This window comes from Microbacterium sp. S1037, assembly GCF_048381605.1.
Lineage (GTDB): Bacteria > Actinomycetota > Actinomycetes > Actinomycetales > Microbacteriaceae > Microbacterium > Microbacterium testaceum_B.
Genome location: NZ_JBLWIG010000001.1, coordinates 1,841,031 through 1,859,300 on the forward strand (window position 1 = coordinate 1,841,031; position 18,270 = coordinate 1,859,300).

At 70.5% G+C, this 18,270-nt stretch carries 15 protein-coding genes; 8 read left to right on the forward strand and 7 right to left on the reverse strand.

Going from position 1 to position 18,270, the window contains the following annotated elements; translation table 11 throughout:
* Positions 1 to 20: 20 nt before the first annotated feature.
* From ACMW4R_RS08235 to ACMW4R_RS08245, 3 genes are read right to left on the reverse strand one after another with little or no spacing between them, the layout of a single operon-like run.
* Positions 21 to 1,199 (reverse strand): DUF4350 domain-containing protein, encoded by a 1,179-nt coding sequence (locus ACMW4R_RS08235; RefSeq protein ID WP_058597671.1) that lies wholly within the window; start codon positions 1,197 to 1,199, stop codon positions 21 to 23.
* Positions 1,196 to 1,867, reverse strand: coding sequence for a DUF4129 domain-containing protein (locus ACMW4R_RS08240; protein ID WP_418299637.1), 672 nt, complete (start codon positions 1,865 to 1,867; stop codon positions 1,196 to 1,198). The genes ACMW4R_RS08235 and ACMW4R_RS08240 overlap by 4 nt, the downstream gene beginning before the upstream one ends.
* Positions 1,864 to 3,345 (reverse strand): glycerophosphoryl diester phosphodiesterase membrane domain-containing protein, encoded by a 1,482-nt coding sequence (locus tag ACMW4R_RS08245; RefSeq protein WP_418299638.1) that lies wholly within the window; start codon positions 3,343 to 3,345, stop codon positions 1,864 to 1,866. Before ACMW4R_RS08245 ends, ACMW4R_RS08240 begins: the two co-directional genes overlap by 4 nt.
* 201 nt (positions 3,346 to 3,546) lie before the next feature.
* On the opposite strand from ACMW4R_RS08245, the gene mtrA reads away from it, so the two are divergent.
* The 5 genes from mtrA to hpf all read left to right on the forward strand — a co-directional run bounded on the left by mtrA (position 3,547) and on the right by hpf (position 9,131).
* Complete coding sequence (gene mtrA / locus ACMW4R_RS08250) at positions 3,547 to 4,227, forward strand: MtrAB system response regulator MtrA (protein WP_058598168.1); 681 nt, start codon at positions 3,547 to 3,549, stop codon at positions 4,225 to 4,227.
* A 7-nt stretch (positions 4,228 to 4,234) separates the two neighbouring features.
* Positions 4,235 to 5,920, forward strand: a complete 1,686-nt coding sequence (gene mtrB / locus ACMW4R_RS08255) for an MtrAB system histidine kinase MtrB (protein WP_058598169.1) — start codon at positions 4,235 to 4,237, stop codon at positions 5,918 to 5,920.
* Complete coding sequence (locus ACMW4R_RS08260) at positions 5,917 to 7,575, forward strand: LpqB family beta-propeller domain-containing protein (protein WP_058598170.1); 1,659 nt, start codon at positions 5,917 to 5,919, stop codon at positions 7,573 to 7,575. The genes mtrB and ACMW4R_RS08260 overlap by 4 nt, the downstream gene beginning before the upstream one ends.
* 97 nt (positions 7,576 to 7,672) lie before the next feature.
* On the forward strand, positions 7,673 to 8,356 hold the full coding sequence (locus tag ACMW4R_RS08265) for a ComF family protein (protein WP_418299639.1): 684 nt from the start codon (positions 7,673 to 7,675) through the stop codon (positions 8,354 to 8,356).
* Positions 8,357 to 8,471: 115 nt separating this feature from the next.
* On the forward strand, positions 8,472 to 9,131 hold the full coding sequence (hpf, locus tag ACMW4R_RS08270; protein WP_058598172.1) for a ribosome hibernation-promoting factor, HPF/YfiA family: 660 nt from the start codon (positions 8,472 to 8,474) through the stop codon (positions 9,129 to 9,131).
* 63 nt (positions 9,132 to 9,194) lie between these two features.
* Here the strand turns inward: hpf and ACMW4R_RS08275 are convergent, their stop codons facing one another.
* The gene (locus ACMW4R_RS08275) at positions 9,195 to 10,505 is read right to left on the reverse strand and encodes a hypothetical protein (protein WP_058629453.1); all 1,311 of its coding nucleotides are present in this window, start codon (positions 10,503 to 10,505) and stop codon (positions 9,195 to 9,197) included.
* A gap of 173 nt (positions 10,506 to 10,678) precedes the next feature.
* On the opposite strand from ACMW4R_RS08275, the gene secA reads away from it, so the two are divergent.
* Entirely contained in the window at positions 10,679 to 13,483 is a 2,805-nt protein-coding gene (gene secA, locus ACMW4R_RS08280) for a preprotein translocase subunit SecA (RefSeq protein ID WP_058597181.1), read from the forward strand.
* A 113-nt stretch (positions 13,484 to 13,596) separates the two neighbouring features.
* The gene (locus ACMW4R_RS08285; RefSeq protein WP_058597182.1) at positions 13,597 to 14,823 is read left to right on the forward strand and encodes a pyridoxal phosphate-dependent aminotransferase; all 1,227 of its coding nucleotides are present in this window, start codon (positions 13,597 to 13,599) and stop codon (positions 14,821 to 14,823) included.
* Between the two features lie 45 nt (positions 14,824 to 14,868).
* Here the strand turns inward: ACMW4R_RS08285 and ACMW4R_RS08290 are convergent, their stop codons facing one another.
* Positions 14,869 to 15,300, reverse strand: coding sequence for an Rv3235 family protein (locus ACMW4R_RS08290; protein WP_058597183.1), 432 nt, complete (start codon positions 15,298 to 15,300; stop codon positions 14,869 to 14,871).
* Between the two features lie 133 nt (positions 15,301 to 15,433).
* Positions 15,434 to 15,706 (reverse strand): hypothetical protein, encoded by a 273-nt coding sequence (locus ACMW4R_RS08295; protein WP_058597205.1) that lies wholly within the window; start codon positions 15,704 to 15,706, stop codon positions 15,434 to 15,436.
* A 150-nt stretch (positions 15,707 to 15,856) separates the two neighbouring features.
* On the opposite strand from ACMW4R_RS08295, the gene ACMW4R_RS08300 reads away from it, so the two are divergent.
* Positions 15,857 to 17,353, forward strand: coding sequence for a sensor histidine kinase (locus ACMW4R_RS08300; RefSeq protein ID WP_058597206.1), 1,497 nt, complete (start codon positions 15,857 to 15,859; stop codon positions 17,351 to 17,353).
* 497 nt (positions 17,354 to 17,850) lie between these two features.
* Here the strand turns inward: ACMW4R_RS08300 and ACMW4R_RS08305 are convergent, their stop codons facing one another.
* A complete protein-coding gene (locus ACMW4R_RS08305; protein ID WP_013583608.1) occupies positions 17,851 to 18,099 on the reverse strand; it encodes a WhiB family transcriptional regulator in 249 nt (82 codons plus the stop codon).
* Positions 18,100 to 18,270 lie beyond the last annotated feature (171 nt).

Sequence of the window (18,270 nt, forward strand, 5' to 3'; positions counted from 1 at the left end):
AGCGTCGAGAGGACTGTCGGTCATCGGGTGGTCCTTTCGGTGGCGAACGCGGCATGCACGCTCGTCTCGAGGTCGCGGAGGCGGTCGCTCGCGGCGACCAGATCGCGGTCGGTCGTGGGGGAGTCGGTGAGGAGGATGCCGCGGATCGCCCCTCGATCCGCGCCGAGGCGGTCGGCGACGGCATCGGCGACCTGCTCGGCCGGGGTGTGGGCCGCGAGGCCGAGCCGACGGACCAGACGGGTGCGCGTCGCTCGACGCAGCTCGTCGAGGGCGTGCGCCGCGTCGCCGGAGGCGGCGTACAGGCGGGCGCGACCCTCGGTCGTCTCGTTCGCGCGCACCATCACCGGAAGGCGCTCGGTCACGAGCGGGCCGAACCGTCGCCCGCGCCAGATCGCGGCGACGACCGCGGAGAGCAGCAGCAGGACGATGCCGGGGGTGACCCAGGGCGGTGTGAGGTCGCCGATCGTCCGTGGCGTCGACCCGGCGTCGGAGTCGGTGAGGGAGGGGACGTACCAGACGACCGCGTCGGTCCGAGCCAGCACGCCGATCGCGAGCGCCGCGTTGCCGTCGAGGGGGAGGGTCGTGTTCGTCATCGTCGCCGACCCGTCGAGGGCGGTGACGGTGCGGCCGTCGCTCGTCTCGGTGGAGAGCAGCCCGTACTCGCCGTCCACGGGGTAGCAGCCGGTGACGCCCGCGCCGGGGATCATCAGCTCACCCGTCCGCGCGGTTCCGGCCGTGCGCGGGGCGGGCAGCTCGCACCCGGGGGCGGCGGCACGGTCGTTCGCGAAGCCCCCGAGGGAGGAGCCCTTCAGCAACACGTCGAGGGTGCGCGAGCGCGGCTCGATGAGCACGACGTCGCGTGCGCGGTCGGCGAGCGCGGTCAGGGTGGCGTCCGACAGCATCGGGGCGTCGCGCAGGACGAGCGTGGCGTCGCGGTCGGTCAGAGCACGCTCCGCCGCCGCGCGGTCGCGTGCGACGGTCACGGTCACGCCCTGCTGCTGGAGGATGCGGACGAGCGCGCGGGTGCCGTCGGGTGCGGGGGATTCGGGGTCGAGCGCGTCCTTCTGCGTCCAGCCGCCGTACACCAGGGTCGTTCCCACCAGTCCGACCAGGAGCAGGGCGAGGGCGAGGCCGATCCACCCGAGCGCGGCCCGACGGCGGGGGCGCACCGTGAGCGGCGCGGCGGAGACGGCGGTCACGATGTCGCCGCCGCGGTGACGGGCGCGGGGCGCGTACGGACGGCTTCGGCGTCGAGGTCTGCCACCACGCCGTAGCGCTGCTCGGTGCCCGGGCGGCGGAGGTAGCGGACGTCGTCGAAGATGGCGGCCGCCTCATCGAGCCCGGGGGCGAGGCCGGGGAGAGCCGCCGAAGCGGCTCGCGCGAACGCCCGCACGGTGGCGCCGGGCGGTGGGTCGACGAGACCTCTCTCGGTCAGGCCGCGGGCGAAAGCGCGGAACCGCAGGACGATCGCCGCATCCCAGTCTCCCCGAGCCGCCGCAGCGGCCGCATCGCCGCGGAGTTCGTCGGCCGAGCGGCCATCATCGCCGTCGAAGAGCGCGCGTGCCGGAGGCTGCGCACGGGCGATCGCTCTCGGTCGCCCCCAGATCAGGATGCCGATGACGATCCCGACCACGATGATGATCGCCAGCACGATCAGCGCCGGAGGTCCCCAGTCGCCGTTCGCGGAGTTGCGCAGCAGCCTGCCGAAGAAGTCGACGACGGCTCGCGCGAGGCGGTCGAGCGGCGTCGGCTCGGCGGCCCGGTAGGCGGGGTCGGCGAGCTCGTTCTCCGCCCACTCCCGCGCTTCGTCCGGGTCGGGGAGGAGCGCGGTCACCACCGCGACCGCCGCTGCGAGCGAGGGACTCATGCGTCGTCGGGCCGGCTTCCGGGCGCGGCCCAGGTCGTCGTCGACGGCGTGGACGTGCTCGAGGTGCCCGTGGCATCCGTCGACGTGGTCTCGCGACCCGTCGTATCGGCTGCACCGTCCGTCGGCGGGGTGGGCGGAGGGGGCGGCACGGCGCCGGAGGGGGCTGCGGGCGGCGGCGCTCCGTACGGCGGCGCGGTCGGCGCAGCGTTCTGAGCCGGCGCGGGAGGGGCGGGCGGAGCCGCGGGCGCTGACGCATACGGCTGCGCCGTCGGCGGAACGCCGTAAGGCGGCGTGGCGGGCGCGACAGCGTACGGCGGTGCAGCCGGTGCCGCGCCGTAGGGGACGCCCGCGGGAGCGCCGTACGGAGCCGCCGCGGGCGGACCCCACGCTGCCGGCGCCCCACCCGGCGGGGGAGCGCCCCACGGCTGAAGGGGCGCGATGCTTCGTCCGACGCCTACACGGTACGGATCCGGAAGGTCGTTCGCCCCGGCATCGCGCGCCTCGACGTAGGCGGCGAGATCCTGGTCGAGTCCCTCGGTGCGCATGCGGGCGTCGACGTAGACGAGCACTGCCGAGGTCGACTGCACGACGAGGGCGATGCACTGCACGAGAAGGATGCCGGCCTGCCCGAGCAACTGCACGACGATGAAGCCCGCGATGGCGCCCGGCTCCGGGGCGCCCGTGGGTGCGAGCAGCGTGGAGAGGAAGCTGGCGCCGAAGCTGAGCGGGAACGAGATGATCTGCGCGACCACGCTGAACGCCACGGAGATGATGACCAGGACACCGAGCGTCGACCAGAATCGCCCGCGGGTGAGTCGCCACGACCGGGCGATCCCGGCCCGGATCCCCGTGCCCTCGAGGATGATCACCGAGGGGACGAGGAAGAGCTTGGTAGCGAGCCACAGGTAGAGGGGCACGCACCCGAGGGCGAGTAGAAGACCGAGGAGGATGCCGACCGGCAGCAGCGCGAACGAGACCGCGACGACGATTCCGGCCAGGACGGCCAGGACGAGGATCACCGCGGTGAACGTCAGGGCGGCGTACCCGATCAGGCGCCAGACGACCGGGCGAACCCGCCGCCAGACCACTTTCAACGTCGGCTTCTCGGCGACCACGCCGTGCGCCACCTCTGCCACGACGACGCCCTGCACCAGCACGCTCAGGCCGCTCGCCGCCACCCCGAGCACGAGAGCGACGATCGCCGTGAGAGCGATCGACCCTGCCATCACCGCGTTGAAGTCGTCGCTGCCCTCGACGAGGGTATCCAGCCGCGAGAAGCTCGCGATGGCCGCACCCGCGATGGCCGCGCTCAGCACGATGTAGGCGACGGTCTGCACCCCGAGCGCGAAACCGAGCAGCACGCGGGGGTTGTGGCGCAGAGCCGTGAACGACCGGCCGAGGATCATGCCGAACCCGAAGGGATGCAGCGGGACGATCCCCGGACGCGACGCGGGGGTCCAGGCGGGGTACGCGGTCACGATGACGCCTCCTCGGTGGTCGGCCGTGTCTTCATCGTGTCATAGACCTCCGACACCCCGTCATGGTCACAGTCATGGGGACACCCCCAGCGCGCTCGGCCCCTTCCCGGGCATGTCGACTACGCTCTTAGGGATCGCTCCCTCACCCGGGGGGCCATGGCCCGTTCCCGAGCGGGTTTCGAGACGGAAGACGTACACCCGATGACTTCACGGATCCTGGTTGTCGATGACGACACCGCGCTGGCCGAGATGATCGGCATCGTGCTGCGCACCGAGGGATTCGACACGGTCTTCTGCGCCGATGGCGCGCAGGCGGTCGAGGCCTGGCGCTCCGAGCGGCCGGACCTCATCCTGCTCGATCTCATGCTGCCGGGCGTCGACGGCATCGAGATCTGCACCCGCGTGCGCGCCGAATCCGGCGTCCCGATCATCATGCTGACGGCCCGCACCGACACCGCCGACGTGGTGAAGGGCTTGGAGTCGGGTGCCGACGACTACATCATGAAGCCCTTCAATCCGAAGGAGCTCGTCGCGCGGATCCGCACGCGCCTGCGCCCCGTGCAGGCGCCGGTCGACGAGACACTGCGCATCGGCGACCTCGTCGTCGACGTGGCCGCGCACGAGGTGCGTCGCGGGGACACCCCGATCGCCCTCACGCCGCTCGAGTTCGAGCTCCTCGTCGCGCTCGCCGAGAAGCCGCAGCAGGTGTTCTCGCGCGAGATGCTGCTCGAACAGGTCTGGGGCTACCACTACAAGGCCGACACGCGCCTCGTGAACGTGCACGTCCAACGACTCCGGGCCAAGATCGAGGCCGACCCCGACAACCCTCGCATCGTGACCACGGTTCGCGGTGTGGGCTATCGCGCCGGCGCGGTGGCTTGAGGTCGTCATGACCGGCGCGGTGCGCACCCTGGCGACGCCGCGGGGGTGGCGCACGCGCGACTGGCGCGCGAACCGGGACCGGCTCATCACCCTGTGGCGTCGCTCGCTGCGCTTCCGCACCATCGTCATCACCGTCGCGCTCACCGCGACGACCATCCTCGTGACCTGTCTCGCGATGGCCCTGGTCATCCAGAACGAGCTCTTCACCGCCCGCAAAGACCAGGTGCTCCTCGAGGCGCAGCGCGCGACCGCCTCCGCGCAGGCCACCCTCGACGCGGCCGTCGACTCCACCGACCCGGCCGCCGCCCAGACCCTGATGAACGGCATCGCGACACGCCTGTCGCAGCAGTCGTCGAGTGATCTCATCGCGCTGTACCGCATCGGACCTCCCTCGCCCCTCGCGCCGCAGCCCTTCATCTCCCCGACCTTCGAGTCCGACCTCGTCACGCCCGAGCTGCGCACGCAGGTCCAGTCGAGCCCCGATCTGCAGTGGTGGCAGTCGGTGGCGCTGCCGACGGAGAACGATCGCGAGGTTCCCGGCATCCTGGTCGGTCATCAGTTGCGCTTCCCCGCGCAGGACGGGGTCGACTACTACGAGCTCTACATGGGGTACGACCTCGCGAGCGCCGCGCAGACCCTGTCGTTCGTCCAGGTGCTGCTGTGGGTGGTCGGCCTGATCCTCGTCGTGCTGATCGGGGCGATCGCCTGGGTCGTGCTGCGTTCGGTGACGACGCCGATCGCGGATGCCGCCGAGACCAGCGCGAAGCTCGCTGCGGGCGATCTCGGAGTGCGGCTCCCCGTGCGCGGCGAGGACGAGCTCGCCACGCTGAACCGCTCCTTCAACGCGATGGCCGACAGCATCGAGTCCCAGATCAAGGAGCTCGCCGACCTGTCGCTCGTGCAGCAGAGGTTCGTCTCGGACGTCTCGCACGAACTGCGCACGCCGCTGACCACGATCAAGCTCGCGGCCGACATGATCAACGACCAGCGCGACGAGTTCGACCCCGTCACGGGACGCGCCGCCGAACTCCTCCACGCGCAAGTGCAGCGTTTCGAGGTGCTGCTGACCGACCTTCTCGAGATCAGCCGCTACGACGCGGGATCCGTGCAGCTCGAACTCGAGCCCACGAGCCTCGCCTCACTCGCCGAAGACGTGATCGCGTCGATGGAGCAACTCGCCGAGAAGCACGGCACCGACGTGCGTCTGGTCGCCCCGGGCGGGTACACACCCGTCGACATGGACGCCCGCCGCATCCGGCGGATCGTGCGCAATCTCCTCGGCAACGCGATCGAGCACGGCGAGGGCAGGCCCATCGTGGTGTCCGTCGACAGCGGTCGGGATGCCGTGGCCCTCGGGGTGCGCGACTTCGGTCTGGGTATGCGCGCCGAAGACGTCGACCGCGTGTTCGACCGGTTCTGGCGAGCCGATCCGTCGCGTGTGCGCACGATCGGCGGTACCGGTCTCGGCCTCTCCATCGCCCTCGGGGACGCGCGCCTGCACGGCGGCACCCTCGCCGTGTGGTCGGAGCCGGGCCGTGGCTCCAACTTCGTCCTCACCCTGCCCCGCGACGGTCGCCCGCTGGGAAGCTCACCGCTGCCCCTCGTTCCCGAGGACGAGCAGGGCGGCACTCTCGGCGCGCTCGGCATCACCCAGCCGATCTCGCTCGGGCGCACGACCGGGAGGGCCACATGAAGCGCGCACTGTCGGTGGTGAGCCTGGCGCTGGTGCTGCTGCTCACCGCGTGCACGGGCCTCCCCACCTCGGGATACGTGAACCCCGGTCGGGGTCCGCAGAGCGACGACGCGCAGACGTTCGCCTTCGTCCCCGACGGTCCGCAGGACGACGCCTCGCCCGCCGAGATCGTCGAGGGCTTCCTGCGCGCGGGGTCCGGCCCCGCCGACGATTGGGCGACGGCGAAGCTGTTCCTCGCCCCGGGGACCCAGTGGGACCCCCGGGCGCGCGTCACGATCGACCGCCTGGCCGATCGCCGGGCCACCGCCTCGTCCGACGGGGCGACCGTGACCGTGTCGCTGTCGACGGTCGCGAGCGTCGACGGGAACGGCGCCTACTCGCCGAGCGTGGCGGGAACCACCGACTCGCTCGGCTACTCGCTGGTGCGTGTCGACGACCAGTGGCGTATCAGTGCCGCCCCGGACGGTGTGGTGCTGTACGAGGAGGTCTTCCCGACCGTCTACCAGTCGGCATCCATCGCGTACTTCGATCCGACCTGGACGTTCATCGTGCCGGACGTGCGCTGGTTCCCGCGCCCGCTCGTGGCGAGTCGTGTGGCGACCGCGCTCGTCGACGGGCAGCCGAGCGCGTGGCTCGAGGGGGCGGTGAAGAACGCGTTCCCCGAGGACCTCTCGCTCGTCGGGCGCTCGGTGACGCTCTCGTCGGGTGGTGTCGCCCAGGTGCAGCTTCCCCGGGCCGCGCTGAGCCTGGACACCACGACCCTGAACCGCATGCAGACGCAGCTGACCCGGAGCCTCTCGACGGCAGGCATCAGCGAGGTGCAGATGACGGTCGAGGGCACCCCGATCGCGGCCGAGGAGGTGCCGGTCCGCGTCACGCGCGTCGATCCGCCGCCCGCCGTCATGACCACGGACGGCACCTTCGGCATCCTCTCGGGCGATCAGGTGACGACGATCCCCGGACTCTCGGATGCCGTCGAGTCGCTGTCTCCTCAGTCGATCGAGCTCGAGGCCGATCGTTCCCTCGCCGCGGTCCGCACGACCCAGGGAACCGTGGCCAGCGCGCTCGCCGACGGGAGAACGTTCCTCCTCGACGACCGGCCCGGACTCGTCGCACCCTCGATCGATTCCTCCGGGCTCATCTGGAGCGTGCCGTCGTCGTCGCCCTCGCAGTTGCGCGCCTTCACGCCCGAGGGCGTGCCGTCCGAGATCGGGAACGCGTGGCCGGATGCCTCCGAGATCACCGCCTTCCAGATCTCTCGCGACGGCACGCGCGTCGCGGCGATCGTCACGGTGGCAGGCGTCCGCGAGGTCTGGCTCGCCGGCATCCAGCGCACGTCGAGCGAGATCAACCTCGGGCCGCCCCACGTGCTGTCGTTCACCGAGTCGGGAGCCTTCGACTTGGCGTGGTTGGACGACGCGACGCTCGGCATCCTCGCCCTCGACGACGGCGTGAGTCACCTGCGCGAACTCGGTGTCGGCGGCCGCGGCACCACGGGCGGCGCCCCCGACGGGGCGCGGAGCGTCGCGGGCGGCAGCACGAGCGTGCGCGTGCTCGATGACACCGGCCGGCTGTTCAGCCGCCGCGGCAGCTCGTGGACGCTCGTGGCCGACGACATCCGCGTCCTGGCGGCGCAGCAGGGCACGGCATCCTGACCGCACTCATCCTCCCCACGCGGGTGTTCGCGCGACACCTCCACGGATGGGCGGATGCCACGCCCGCCGCAGCGGGCCGGTCGACGAGCATGAGGGCATGGTCTCCCGCTCCGCCCTGTCGGCCGCCGTCGTCCCCGCCCTGCACGATGCGCTGACGTTCTGGTTGCCGATCGCGTGCGCGGGGTGCGGCGCGCTCGATCTCGGACTGTGCTCCGGATGCCGAGCGGCCCTGGCCGCGGCCCCGCACCGCCGCCGCACCGCGGACGGGCTGGTCGTGACCAGCGCGATGGAGTTCTCCGGCGTGCCCGCGCGCGTCCTCCGCGCCCTCAAGGAGGAGGGGCGGACGTCCCTGGCGTGTGCTTTCTCGCCGGCGCTGGCGCTCGTGCTCGCCGACGCGGTCGGCCCCGACACCGTCGTCACGACGGTTCCCTCGTCACGGGCCGCCTATCGGCGTCGCGGCTATCGACCCGTCGCCCTGCTCGTGCGCCGAGGGGGACACGCTCCCGTTCCGCTGCTTCGGGTGGCGCGTGCTCCGCGCGATCAGCGGGGGCTCGATCGAGAGGCGAGACGCGCCAATGTCGGGGGAGTGTTCGTCTCGCGCCCGGTCCGCGGGCGCCGCGTGGTGCTCGTCGACGACGTCGTCACGACCGGCGCCACGCTGGACGACGCGTCGAGAGCGCTCCGGGTCGCCGGAGCCGCCGAGGTCGTCGCGGTGACGCTCGCGCACACACCCCTTCGCGTCGACCCGTCGAGACGGCATGCGAAGGATAAGAGCGGATGACGAAAGGGTGATTCACGCGTGACAGGCGGCGGTCGCGCTACTAGCGTGGGGATGACTGAAGGCGACGGACGTTCCGCCCTTAGACCGGGCGGAACCCGGAACAAGGAGGTCACGGATGGACACCAACATCGTCGGCGTGGGAGTCGGGATCACCGATCGTTTCCGCTCGGTGGTCGAAGAAAAGGTGAGCCGTATCGAACACCTGGCCCCGCGAGCGCAGGCGCTCGAGGTCAAGGTCACTCACCGCTCTTATCGCAACGGGCGGATGGAGGACGACACGGTCGAACTGACGCTCGACGGCAAGGGTCCCGTCGTCCGTGCCGAAGCGACCGATGCGGACAAGTTCGCCGCCCTCGACCTCGCGGTCGACAAGATCTCGGAGCAGATCCGCCGAGCCAAGGACAAGCGCATCGACGCGCGCAACCACCCCCGCGGAGCCAAGTTCGAGAAGGGCACCGGCGAGCTCTCCGGTATCGACGTGCAGCCGGCCTCGGTCGACGTCCTGCGGGCTGTCGCCACGGGTGAGGTTCCCGTGCAGAACGACTCCGCCGACGAAGCGGACTACTCGCCCGTGGTGATCCGCGAGAAGGAGTTCGGCGCCGAGTGGATGACGGCCGAAGAGGCCGTCGACCGCATGGAGCTGGTCGGCCACGACTTCTTCCTCTTCATCGACGCGCGCACCGACCACCCGAGCGTCGTGTACCGCCGCAAGGGCTGGGACTACGGCGTCATCGCCCTGTCGACGCAGGCCCCGCCGCAGGCCGTCGCGTCCTGACGGGCCGTCGACGTACGGAAGCCCCCGGCCTCGGCCGGGGGCTTCCTCGTGTGCGCCGGTCGATCAGCCGTCGAAGATGTCGCCGAGGAGCGAGCCGATGACGAGGCCGCCGAGCATCCCGCCGACCATGTTGCCGCCGCTCATGCCGCCCTGTCCGCGACCGCCGCCGCCCCAGCCGCCGCCGTCACCCCAGTCCGACGGGCGGGACTGCTCGATGTCGCGCTGCGCGATCTGCAGGGCCTCGGCGGCCAGCGCTCCCGTGCGTCGTGCGGTGGCGAGCACCGTCTCGCGGTCGTCCTCGGCGACGGGGCCGAGCGGGAGCCCCGACCGCAGCCGCTCGGCTTCGACGAAGCGTGTGCGGGCATCCGCGCCGATCCAGCCGCGGTGCCCGGTGATGAGCCCGCGCGCGACGGCGAGTTGGCGGTCGGCGTCGTCGATCGCGTGATCGACCTGTTCTTGAGAGGGCACGGGACGCGCAGCGCGTTCACGCGCCGCATCGAGCTCGGCGTTGGCCTGCCGAAGTGTCGAGAGCGAACTGAAGGGGTCGGTGCGCGAGCCGGCCGGAGGAAGGGAAGCGAGGGCTCTTTCGAGATTCGCCATGGCCTGGGTCACGATGGGCGTCATGGGCCCGCGGCGGGCCTCGGCGAGGTCGCCGCGGGAGTCGTCGATGACGGCCGCGAGCGTCGATTCGGCACGGAGGGCTTCGATCTCGAAGGTGTCGACGGCGTCGAGCAAGGACTCGGCTCGGCGCACCGCCTCGGTGGCCGCCTCGAGGGCGACGGATGCCTGTTCGCGCTGACCCGCTTCGCGTCGGCGCTCGGAGACGCCGGCGGTGTGCACGGCGAAGTCCAGCAGCTGGTCGATCTCGTCGGGGTTCCCGCCGATCTGCTGCAGGGCTGCGTCGTTGTACCGGTGCGAGAGACGCTCCACGACCTCGCGGGCGTGCGGCACGCGTTCCGCGAGACGCTCGCGGTCGGCGCGCACCCGGGCGAGGATCTCGGGGGCCCGACGCACCGCGTCGATCTTGGGCTGGAGGACGAGCGTGCGCTCTTCGAGGAGGTCTTCCGCCCACTTCGACAGCTGGATGATCCGCGCGTTGCGCGTGCGCAGCTCCTCGGCGGTGTCAGGGATCTCGTCGTGGTTGAGCTGGTGCAGCTGGAACGCTTCCGCGAGGTGCGTCTTCACCGAGTCCAACGCCGCAGCGAGGTCCTCCGTGGCCTTGTCGCCGAGCTCGGCGCGGGCGAAGTCGAGTTCGTCCGACGTCAGCCGAACGCGTTCGTCCGCCGCGACGATCGCAAGCTCCGCCCGTCGCGCCAGATCGGCGTCCGCGGCATCCTGTTCTTCGCGCTTCCTTCTGCCCCAGAAACCGGCCATGGCACGATCCTAGGCCGCGTCATCGAGGAGGGTGCCGTGTGTTCGCTACGGGCGCGAGGGCATCGGGCCGGCTCGCAGGTCACGAACGGGTAACACGGATAGCATGGGCGATGTATGCCTGTTCGCAGGCCGGCGTCCGCACGGGCGTCGCACCCGACAGATGGAGATGCTTCGTGGCCAATCCGCTCGAGAAACTGCTGCGCGCCGGTGAGGGACGCATCCTGCGCCGCCTGCAGGGCGTCGTGAAGGCGACCGGTGCGCTCGAAGAGGATTACGAACACCTCACCGACGACGAGCTGCGCAACGAGACCGCCGAACTGCGCGCGCGGTACGAAGCCGGTGAGACCCTCGATCAGCTGATGCCCGAGGCCTTCGCCGCGGTGCGCGAGGCCGCCAAGCGCACGCTCGGACAGCGCCCCTACGACGTGCAGATCATGGGTGGCGCGGCTCTCCACCTCGGCAACATCGCCGAGATGAAGACCGGTGAGGGCAAGACGCTGACCGCGGCGCTCCCGGCGTACCTGAACGCCATCGCCGGCAAGGGCGTGCACGTCATCACGGTCAACGACTTCCTCGCGAGCTACCAGTCCGAGCTGATGGGCCGCGTGTACCGCGCGCTCGGCATGACGACCGGCACCGTCATCTCGGGCCAGACCCCCGAGGTCCGTCGCCAGCAGTACGAGGCCGACATCAGCTACGGCACGAACAACGAGTTCGGCTTCGACTACCTGCGCGACAACATGGCGTGGCGCAAGGAAGACCTCGTTCAGCGCGGGCACTTCTTCGCGATCGTCGACGAGGTCGACTCGATCCTCATCGACGAGGCGCGCACCCCGCTGATCATCTCGGGACCCGCGTCCGGCGAGGCCAACCGCTGGTTCGCCGAGTTCGCCAAGCTCGCCCGCACCCTCGAGCCCGGCGTCGACTACGAGGTCGACGAGAAGAAGCGCACGATCGGTGTGCTGGAGCCCGGCATCGAGAAGGTCGAGGACTACCTCGGCATCGACAACCTCTACGAGTCGGCCAACACCCCGCTGATCTCGTTCCTCAACAATTCGATCAAGGCGATCGCGCTGTTCAAGCGCGACACCGACTACGTCGTCATGAACGACGAGGTCATGATCGTCGACGAGCACACCGGTCGCATCCTCGTCGGGCGCCGCTACAACGAGGGCATCCACCAGGCCATCGAGGCGAAAGAGAACGTGCCGGTCAAGGCGGAGAACCAGACGCTGGCCACCGTCACCCTGCAGAACTACTTCCGCCTGTACGACAAGCTCGCCGGCATGACGGGTACCGCCGAGACCGAGGCGGCCGAGTTCATGTCGACCTACAAGCTCGGCGTGGTCCCGATCCCCACGAACAAGCCGATGGTCCGCAAGGATCAGCCCGACCTCGTCTACAAGAACGAGACCGCGAAGTTCGCTCAGGTGGTCGAAGACATCGCCGAGCGTCACGAGAAGGGCCAGCCGGTCCTCGTCGGTACGACGAGCGTCGAGAAGAGCGAGTACCTCTCGCGCCTTCTCGCGAAGAAGGGCGTGAAGCACGAGGTGCTCAACGCCAAGAACCACGCGCGCGAGGCCGAGATCGTCGCTCGCGCGGGACGCCTCGGCGCGGTCACGGTGGCCACCAACATGGCCGGTCGTGGAACCGACATCATGCTCGGCGGTAACGCCGAGTTCCTCGCCGTGCAGGAGATGAAGGCGAAGAACCTCGATCCGGTCGAGACGCCCGAGGCCTACGAGGCCGAGTGGGATGCCGTGTACCAGGGGGTGCGCGACACCGTCGCCGAAGAGGCGGCGAAGGTCGTCGAGGCCGGCGGCCTGTACGTGCTGGGCACCGAGCGTCACGAGTCGCGCCGCATCGACAACCAGCTGCGCGGTCGCTCCGGCCGTCAGGGCGACCCCGGCGAGAGCCGCTTCTACCTGTCGCTGACCGACGACCTCATGCGTCTGTTCCAGTCGGGCGCGGCCGAGGCGATCCTCGCCCGCACGAACTTCCCCGACGACGTCGCGATCGAGTCGGGCCTGGTCTCGCGCGCGATCAAGAGCGCGCAGTCCCAGGTCGAGGCGCGCAACGCCGAGATGCGCAAGAACGTCCTCAAGTACGACGACGTCCTGAACCGCCAGCGCGAGGCGATCTACGCCGACCGTCGTCACATGCTGCAGGGCGATGACATCGCCGACCGCGTGCAGCACTTCATCGAAGACGCCATCACCGCGGTCATCGACGACCACACGGGTTCGGGTCACACCGAGTCGTGGGACTTCGACGCGCTGTGGACCGAGCTGAAGACCCTCTACCCGGTGAGCGTGACGATCGACGAGGTCGTCGCCGAGGCCGGCGGCAACAAGGGTCGCATCACGGCCGAGGGCCTCAAGCGCGAGATCATCTCGGACGCCCGCATCGCCTACCAGAACCGCGAGGAGTCGCTGGGTGCTCCCGCCCTGCGCGAGCTCGAGCGCCGCGTGGTGCTGCAGGTGCTCGACCGCCGCTGGCGCGAGCACCTGTACGAGATGGACTACCTCAAGGACGGCATCGGCCTGCGCGCCATGGCTCAGCGCGACCCGCTGATCGAGTACCAGCGCGAGGGCTACCAGATGTTCCAGTCGATGATGGGGCAGATCAAGGAGGAGTCCGTGGGCTTCCTCTACAACCTCGAAGTCGAGGTCCGCAAGGTCGAGGGCGAAGAGAGTGCCCAGGTCGAGGCGAAGGGTCTCGCGCCCGCGCCCGTCGAGGGTCAGCGCCTGGAGTACTCCGCGGCCAACGACGCCGGCGAGGTCGAGGTCCGCAACGACCGCGGCCAGGTGCAGCAGGCGGCGACGAACCGCCTGCGCCAGGCCGCCGCGCAGGCTCCCGCCGCCGAGGCCCCGGCGCCGAGCGGACCGCGCGGCGCCTTCGGCCAGCGCACCGAGGCTCCCGAGCAGCCCGTGGCGAACAACCGCGCCGATCGCCGCGCCGCCGGCAAGAAGAAGTAACGGACACACGGATGCCGCGCCCCTGACGCTCATCGGGGGCGCGGCATCCGCGTACCCAAGGGCAGTCCACCCGGTGTCGATTGGCTCTGAGGGGGCGGGGATATCCTGAACCGATGAGCCCGTTGCGCCCCCTCGATCAGTCGTCGAAGTTGAAGGATGTCCTCTACGAGATCCGTGGAGAGGCCCTCGTCGAGGCAGACCGGCTCGAGGCCGAGGGGCACGCGATCCTCAAGCTCAACACGGGCAACCCGGCGATCTTCGGCTTCGAGGCGCCGCACCAGATCGTGCGCGACATGATCGCGGCCGTGCCGAACGCGCACGGCTACAGCGACAGCCGAGGCGTGCTGTCGGCGCGCCGCGCGGTGGTCTCGCGCTACGAGCAGGAGCCCGGTTTCCCGCACCTCGACCCCGACGACGTGTACCTCGGCAACGGCGTGTCCGAGCTGATCACGATGACCATGCAGGCACTGCTCGACGAGGGTGACGAGGTCCTCATCCCCGCGCCCGACTACCCGCTGTGGACGGCGATGACGAGCCTCGGCGGCGGCACCCCCGTGCACTACCTGTGCGACGAGTCGCGCGAATGGCAGCCCGACCTGGAAGACATCCGGTCGAAGGTGACCCCGCGGACCAAGGCGATCGTGGTGATCAACCCGAACAACCCGACGGGTGCGGTCTACTCGCGTGAGGTGCTCGAGGGCATCGCCGACATCGCTCGTGAGCACTCGCTGCTCGTGCTCGCCGATGAGATCTACGACCGCATCCTGTTCGACGACGCCGTGCACATCCCGATGGCGACGGTCGCACCCGACCTGCTGGTGCTGACCTTCAACGGCCTGTCCAAGACCTACCGTGTGGCGGGTTACCGCTCCGGGTGGCTCGCGATCACGGGGCCCAAGACGCACGCGGCCGGCTTCCTGCAGGGCATCAACCTGCTGGCATCCACGAGGCTGTGTCCCAACGTGCCGGCGCAGTTCGCGGTGCAGGCCGCGCTGTCGGGTGTGCAGTCGATCGACGCGCTGATCGCCCCCACCGGTCGTCTGCACGAGCAGAGGGATGCCGCGTGGCAGGGCCTCGAAGCGATCCCGGGTGTCTCGTGCGTGATGCCCCGGGGTGCCCTCTACGCCTTCCCTCGATTCGACCCCGAGGTCTACGAGATCCCCGATGACGCGAAGTTCGTCCGCGACTTCCTCGTCGCGGAGCACGTCTTGCTCGTGCAGGGTTCGGGCTTCAACTGGCCCGCGACCGACCACGTGCGGATCGTGACGCTGCCCGAGGCTCGCGTGATCAGCGACGCGATCGAGCGGCTGGGCAACTTCCTCGCGTCGTGGCGGCCCTGAGCCGGCGCCCCCGGCGCCGCGGCCGCGAACCGGCGGCCCGGACCATCAGAGCAGAGCGAGGGCGGTGACGCGCCAGCGTCCGTCGATGCCCTCGAGACGCAGGGCGACGGCGCGGGTCCGCGCTCGGGCGGCGGCCGTCACGGTCGCTTCGAAGACCCCGTCCGTCGGGGCGAAGAGGTGCACGTTCCGGATCTCGTGGACATCGCGTGGCACGGGCACGCCGCGGGCGCTGCGTGCACGTTTCGCGAGGCTGGCGCGTACGACGAGCGAGCGGTAGACCTCCTCCGACGTCCAGCGCGCGAGCTGTTCGACCTCGCGGACACCCGCCAACACCTCGAAGACGCCGCGAACGATGTTCCGCGTGAACACGTCTGCGCGCGGCAGCCGCGCAGCGGGGGTCTTCTGCGGGGCGAAATCGTCGATCTGCGGGGCCGTCGCGAGGCGCGCGGAGTCGACGATCGTGAGCGGAACGGTCATACGTTCCTCCTTGTGTGGCGGCGATGGAAGCGGTCTTCGTCGCTCGACAGTAGGACACCGCCACCCCCGTCGACGGGGTGAGGAACTCAGGTTGTGGATAAGAATCGCAGGGTGAATGCATGGGGAAGAGCGGTCAGTCCGGATGCCGGACGTCGCCCTCTCCCCACAGCTCGGGGAAGCTCGCCTCCTGGGACTGATTCCACAGGGCAGCCCGCCGGGCGATCTCGATACGGTCGTCGACGTACGTCGTGACGCTCTCCTCGTCGATGACCCAGCGCGGGGGAGTGCCGACCTCCATCCCGCGGATCTCGCCGCGACCGATGAGCCCGAGCACCTCGTCGCGCGTCATCCCGAGGCGCGAGGCGACGGCATCCGGGTCCACGTATCGGCTCGGAGGTGAACTCATGTCGGTCACGCCCTCATTATGTCCGCCGTATGGTCGGGAGAACGGCCTCACCCACAGGATGCGTGGCGCATTCAGAAGAATGTGTCCCGTGGGGAGAGGGTAGGCGTTCCGCGCACCGCCGGGAAGGGGGACGGCCTCTAGTGTGGAGTGGTGTCGACACTCAGTGAACTCGTCTACGCCCAAGGCCGCGCCAGCGAGGCCGATGTCGAGTGGCTGCACCGCCTGGCGGGCGACGGGCAGCTCCTCGCCGACCTCGCCTTCGCCGACATCGTGATCTGGGTGCCGACGCCCGACGATTCGTTCGTCGCTGTCGCGCACACGCGACCCGGGGGAGCGGCCACCCTGTTCTACCGCGACATCGTGGGTGACCGGGTTCGCCCGCAGTGGCGCACCCAGGTCCGCGATGCGTTCCAGAGCGGACGCATCGTCGACTCGGCATCCCCCGACTGGTTCGAAGAGACGCCCACCCGCGTCCGCGCGGTGCCGATCGTGCGCGAGCTCTCGCGCGAGGGCGACGCGGTGACGACCGTCGGCGTGCTCACACGGCACACCAACCTCGGCGAGACGCGAACCCCCTCGCGCCAGCAGATCACCTTCAACGACTGCGCCGACGACCTCTTCGGCATGATCGCCTCGGCCGAGTTCCCCGATCTCGCCGCGCCCACCGCACCGCGGCGTGGCGCTCCGCGCGCCTCGGACGGTCTCATCCGCCTCGACGTCGACGGCATCACCACGTTCGCCAGTCCCAACGCGCTGTCGGCCTTCAACCGCATGGGATTCGACGACGAGCTCGAGGGGGAGTCGCTCGCCGAGGTGACCGCGCGGATCCTTCCCGCCAAGCGGCTGGACGTCGATGAGTCGCTCCCCGTCGTCGTGAGCGGCCGCGCGCCGTGGCGCGCGGACATGGAGGCGCGCGGTGTGCAGGTGTCGCTGCGAACGATCCCGCTGCGGGATCGCGGGACGCGCATCGGTGCCATCGTGCTCAGCCGCGACGTCACCGAGATCCGCCACCAGGAGCAGGAGCTCATCACCAAGGACGCGACGATCCGCGAGATCCACCACCGCGTCAAGAACAACCTCCAGACGGTCGCCTCGCTCCTTCGCATCCAGGCCCGTCGCACCCATTCCGACGAGGCGCGCGACGCGCTCACCCAGGCCATGCGGCGGGTCTCGGCCATCGCGGTCGTGCACGACACCCTCTCGGAGGGCCTCGCGCAAAACGTCGACTTCGACGACGTGTTCGCCCGCGTGCTCAAGCTCGTCGCCGAGGTCGCGGCGGCGCCCAACACCCGCGCGCGCACCCGCACGACGGGTCAGTTCGGCACCCTGCCGAGCCAGTTCGCGACGCCGCTCGCGCTCGCCCTGACCGAGCTCGTCACGAACGCCGTCGAGCACGGCCTCGCGGGTCAGGAGGGCGACGTCGAGATCGCCGCTGAGCGCACCGACGAGGTGCTCGCGGTGAGTGTGCGCGACACCGGGGTGGGCCTGCCCGAGGGGCAGGTCGGCCGCGGTCTCGGCACGCAGATCGTGCGCACGCTCATCCAGGGCGAGCTCGGCGGAACGATCGACTGGCACACGCTCATGGGCAGCGGCACCGAGGTGACGATCGAGATCCCCCTGCGCTACATCGGCGGCACGTCCGTCTGACGCGCGCTTCGGCGGGCGGCGCTGATAGCGGCGGGGGCCGGTGGATTCCTCTTCGGCGCGGATACTCATCCGTCCCGCGCGGGCCGGCCGGCTCGCCTCGCCGTGCCGTCCGGCGGAGTCCGTGCGCGACGCGCCGGGGGCCGTCGCGCCCACGCGGCGTGTCGCTTACCGATTCCGCGTGACGGCACGCGCCGTACTTCCCCGCCGTCCGGTGTCGGGCTTCCCTGGCCGTCCGGTGTCGGGCCGCCCGGCCGTGCCGTCCGGCGGAGTCCGCGCGCGACGCGCCGGGGCCTGTCGCGCCCACGCGGCGTGTCGCTGACCGACTCCGCGTGACGGCACGCCTCCGGGCCGTCCCCAGGCCCACCAGGATGACACATCGCCCGGGGCCGCCCGATTCTCCGTCGGGTCCGAGGACCTGCTCGTGCGGGGCCGCGTGCGCACACGACGAAGCCCGCCCCCGGAGGGACGGGCTTCGTCGAACGGCGGATGCCGTGAGGTCAGGACGCGCGGCGAGCGCGAGCGGCGCGGCGCTTGAGAGCGCGACGCTCGTCTTCGCTCAGACCGCCCCACACGCCCGAGTCCTGGCCGGACTCGAGGGCGTACTGCAGGCAGACCTCGGTGACGGTGCAGCGAGCGCAGACCGACTTGGCCTTCTCGATCTGGTCGACCGCGGGGCCGGTGTTGCCCACGGGGAAAAACAGCTCGGGGTCGACGGTCAGGCAGGCTGCTTTGTCGCGCCAATCCATAGGGGTGCTCCTTGTAACAGAAAAATGGTCGATTCGGCACCGGCATTCGGGTCCGGTACCCTGGTGGGAACGCGAGCGATTGCTCGCCCCACTTCGCTGTGGGAGCACACGGCTTGTTCCATGCTCCCATAGCGATTCCGCACGATCAAGAGGTAACCGGTAGGTTTCCAG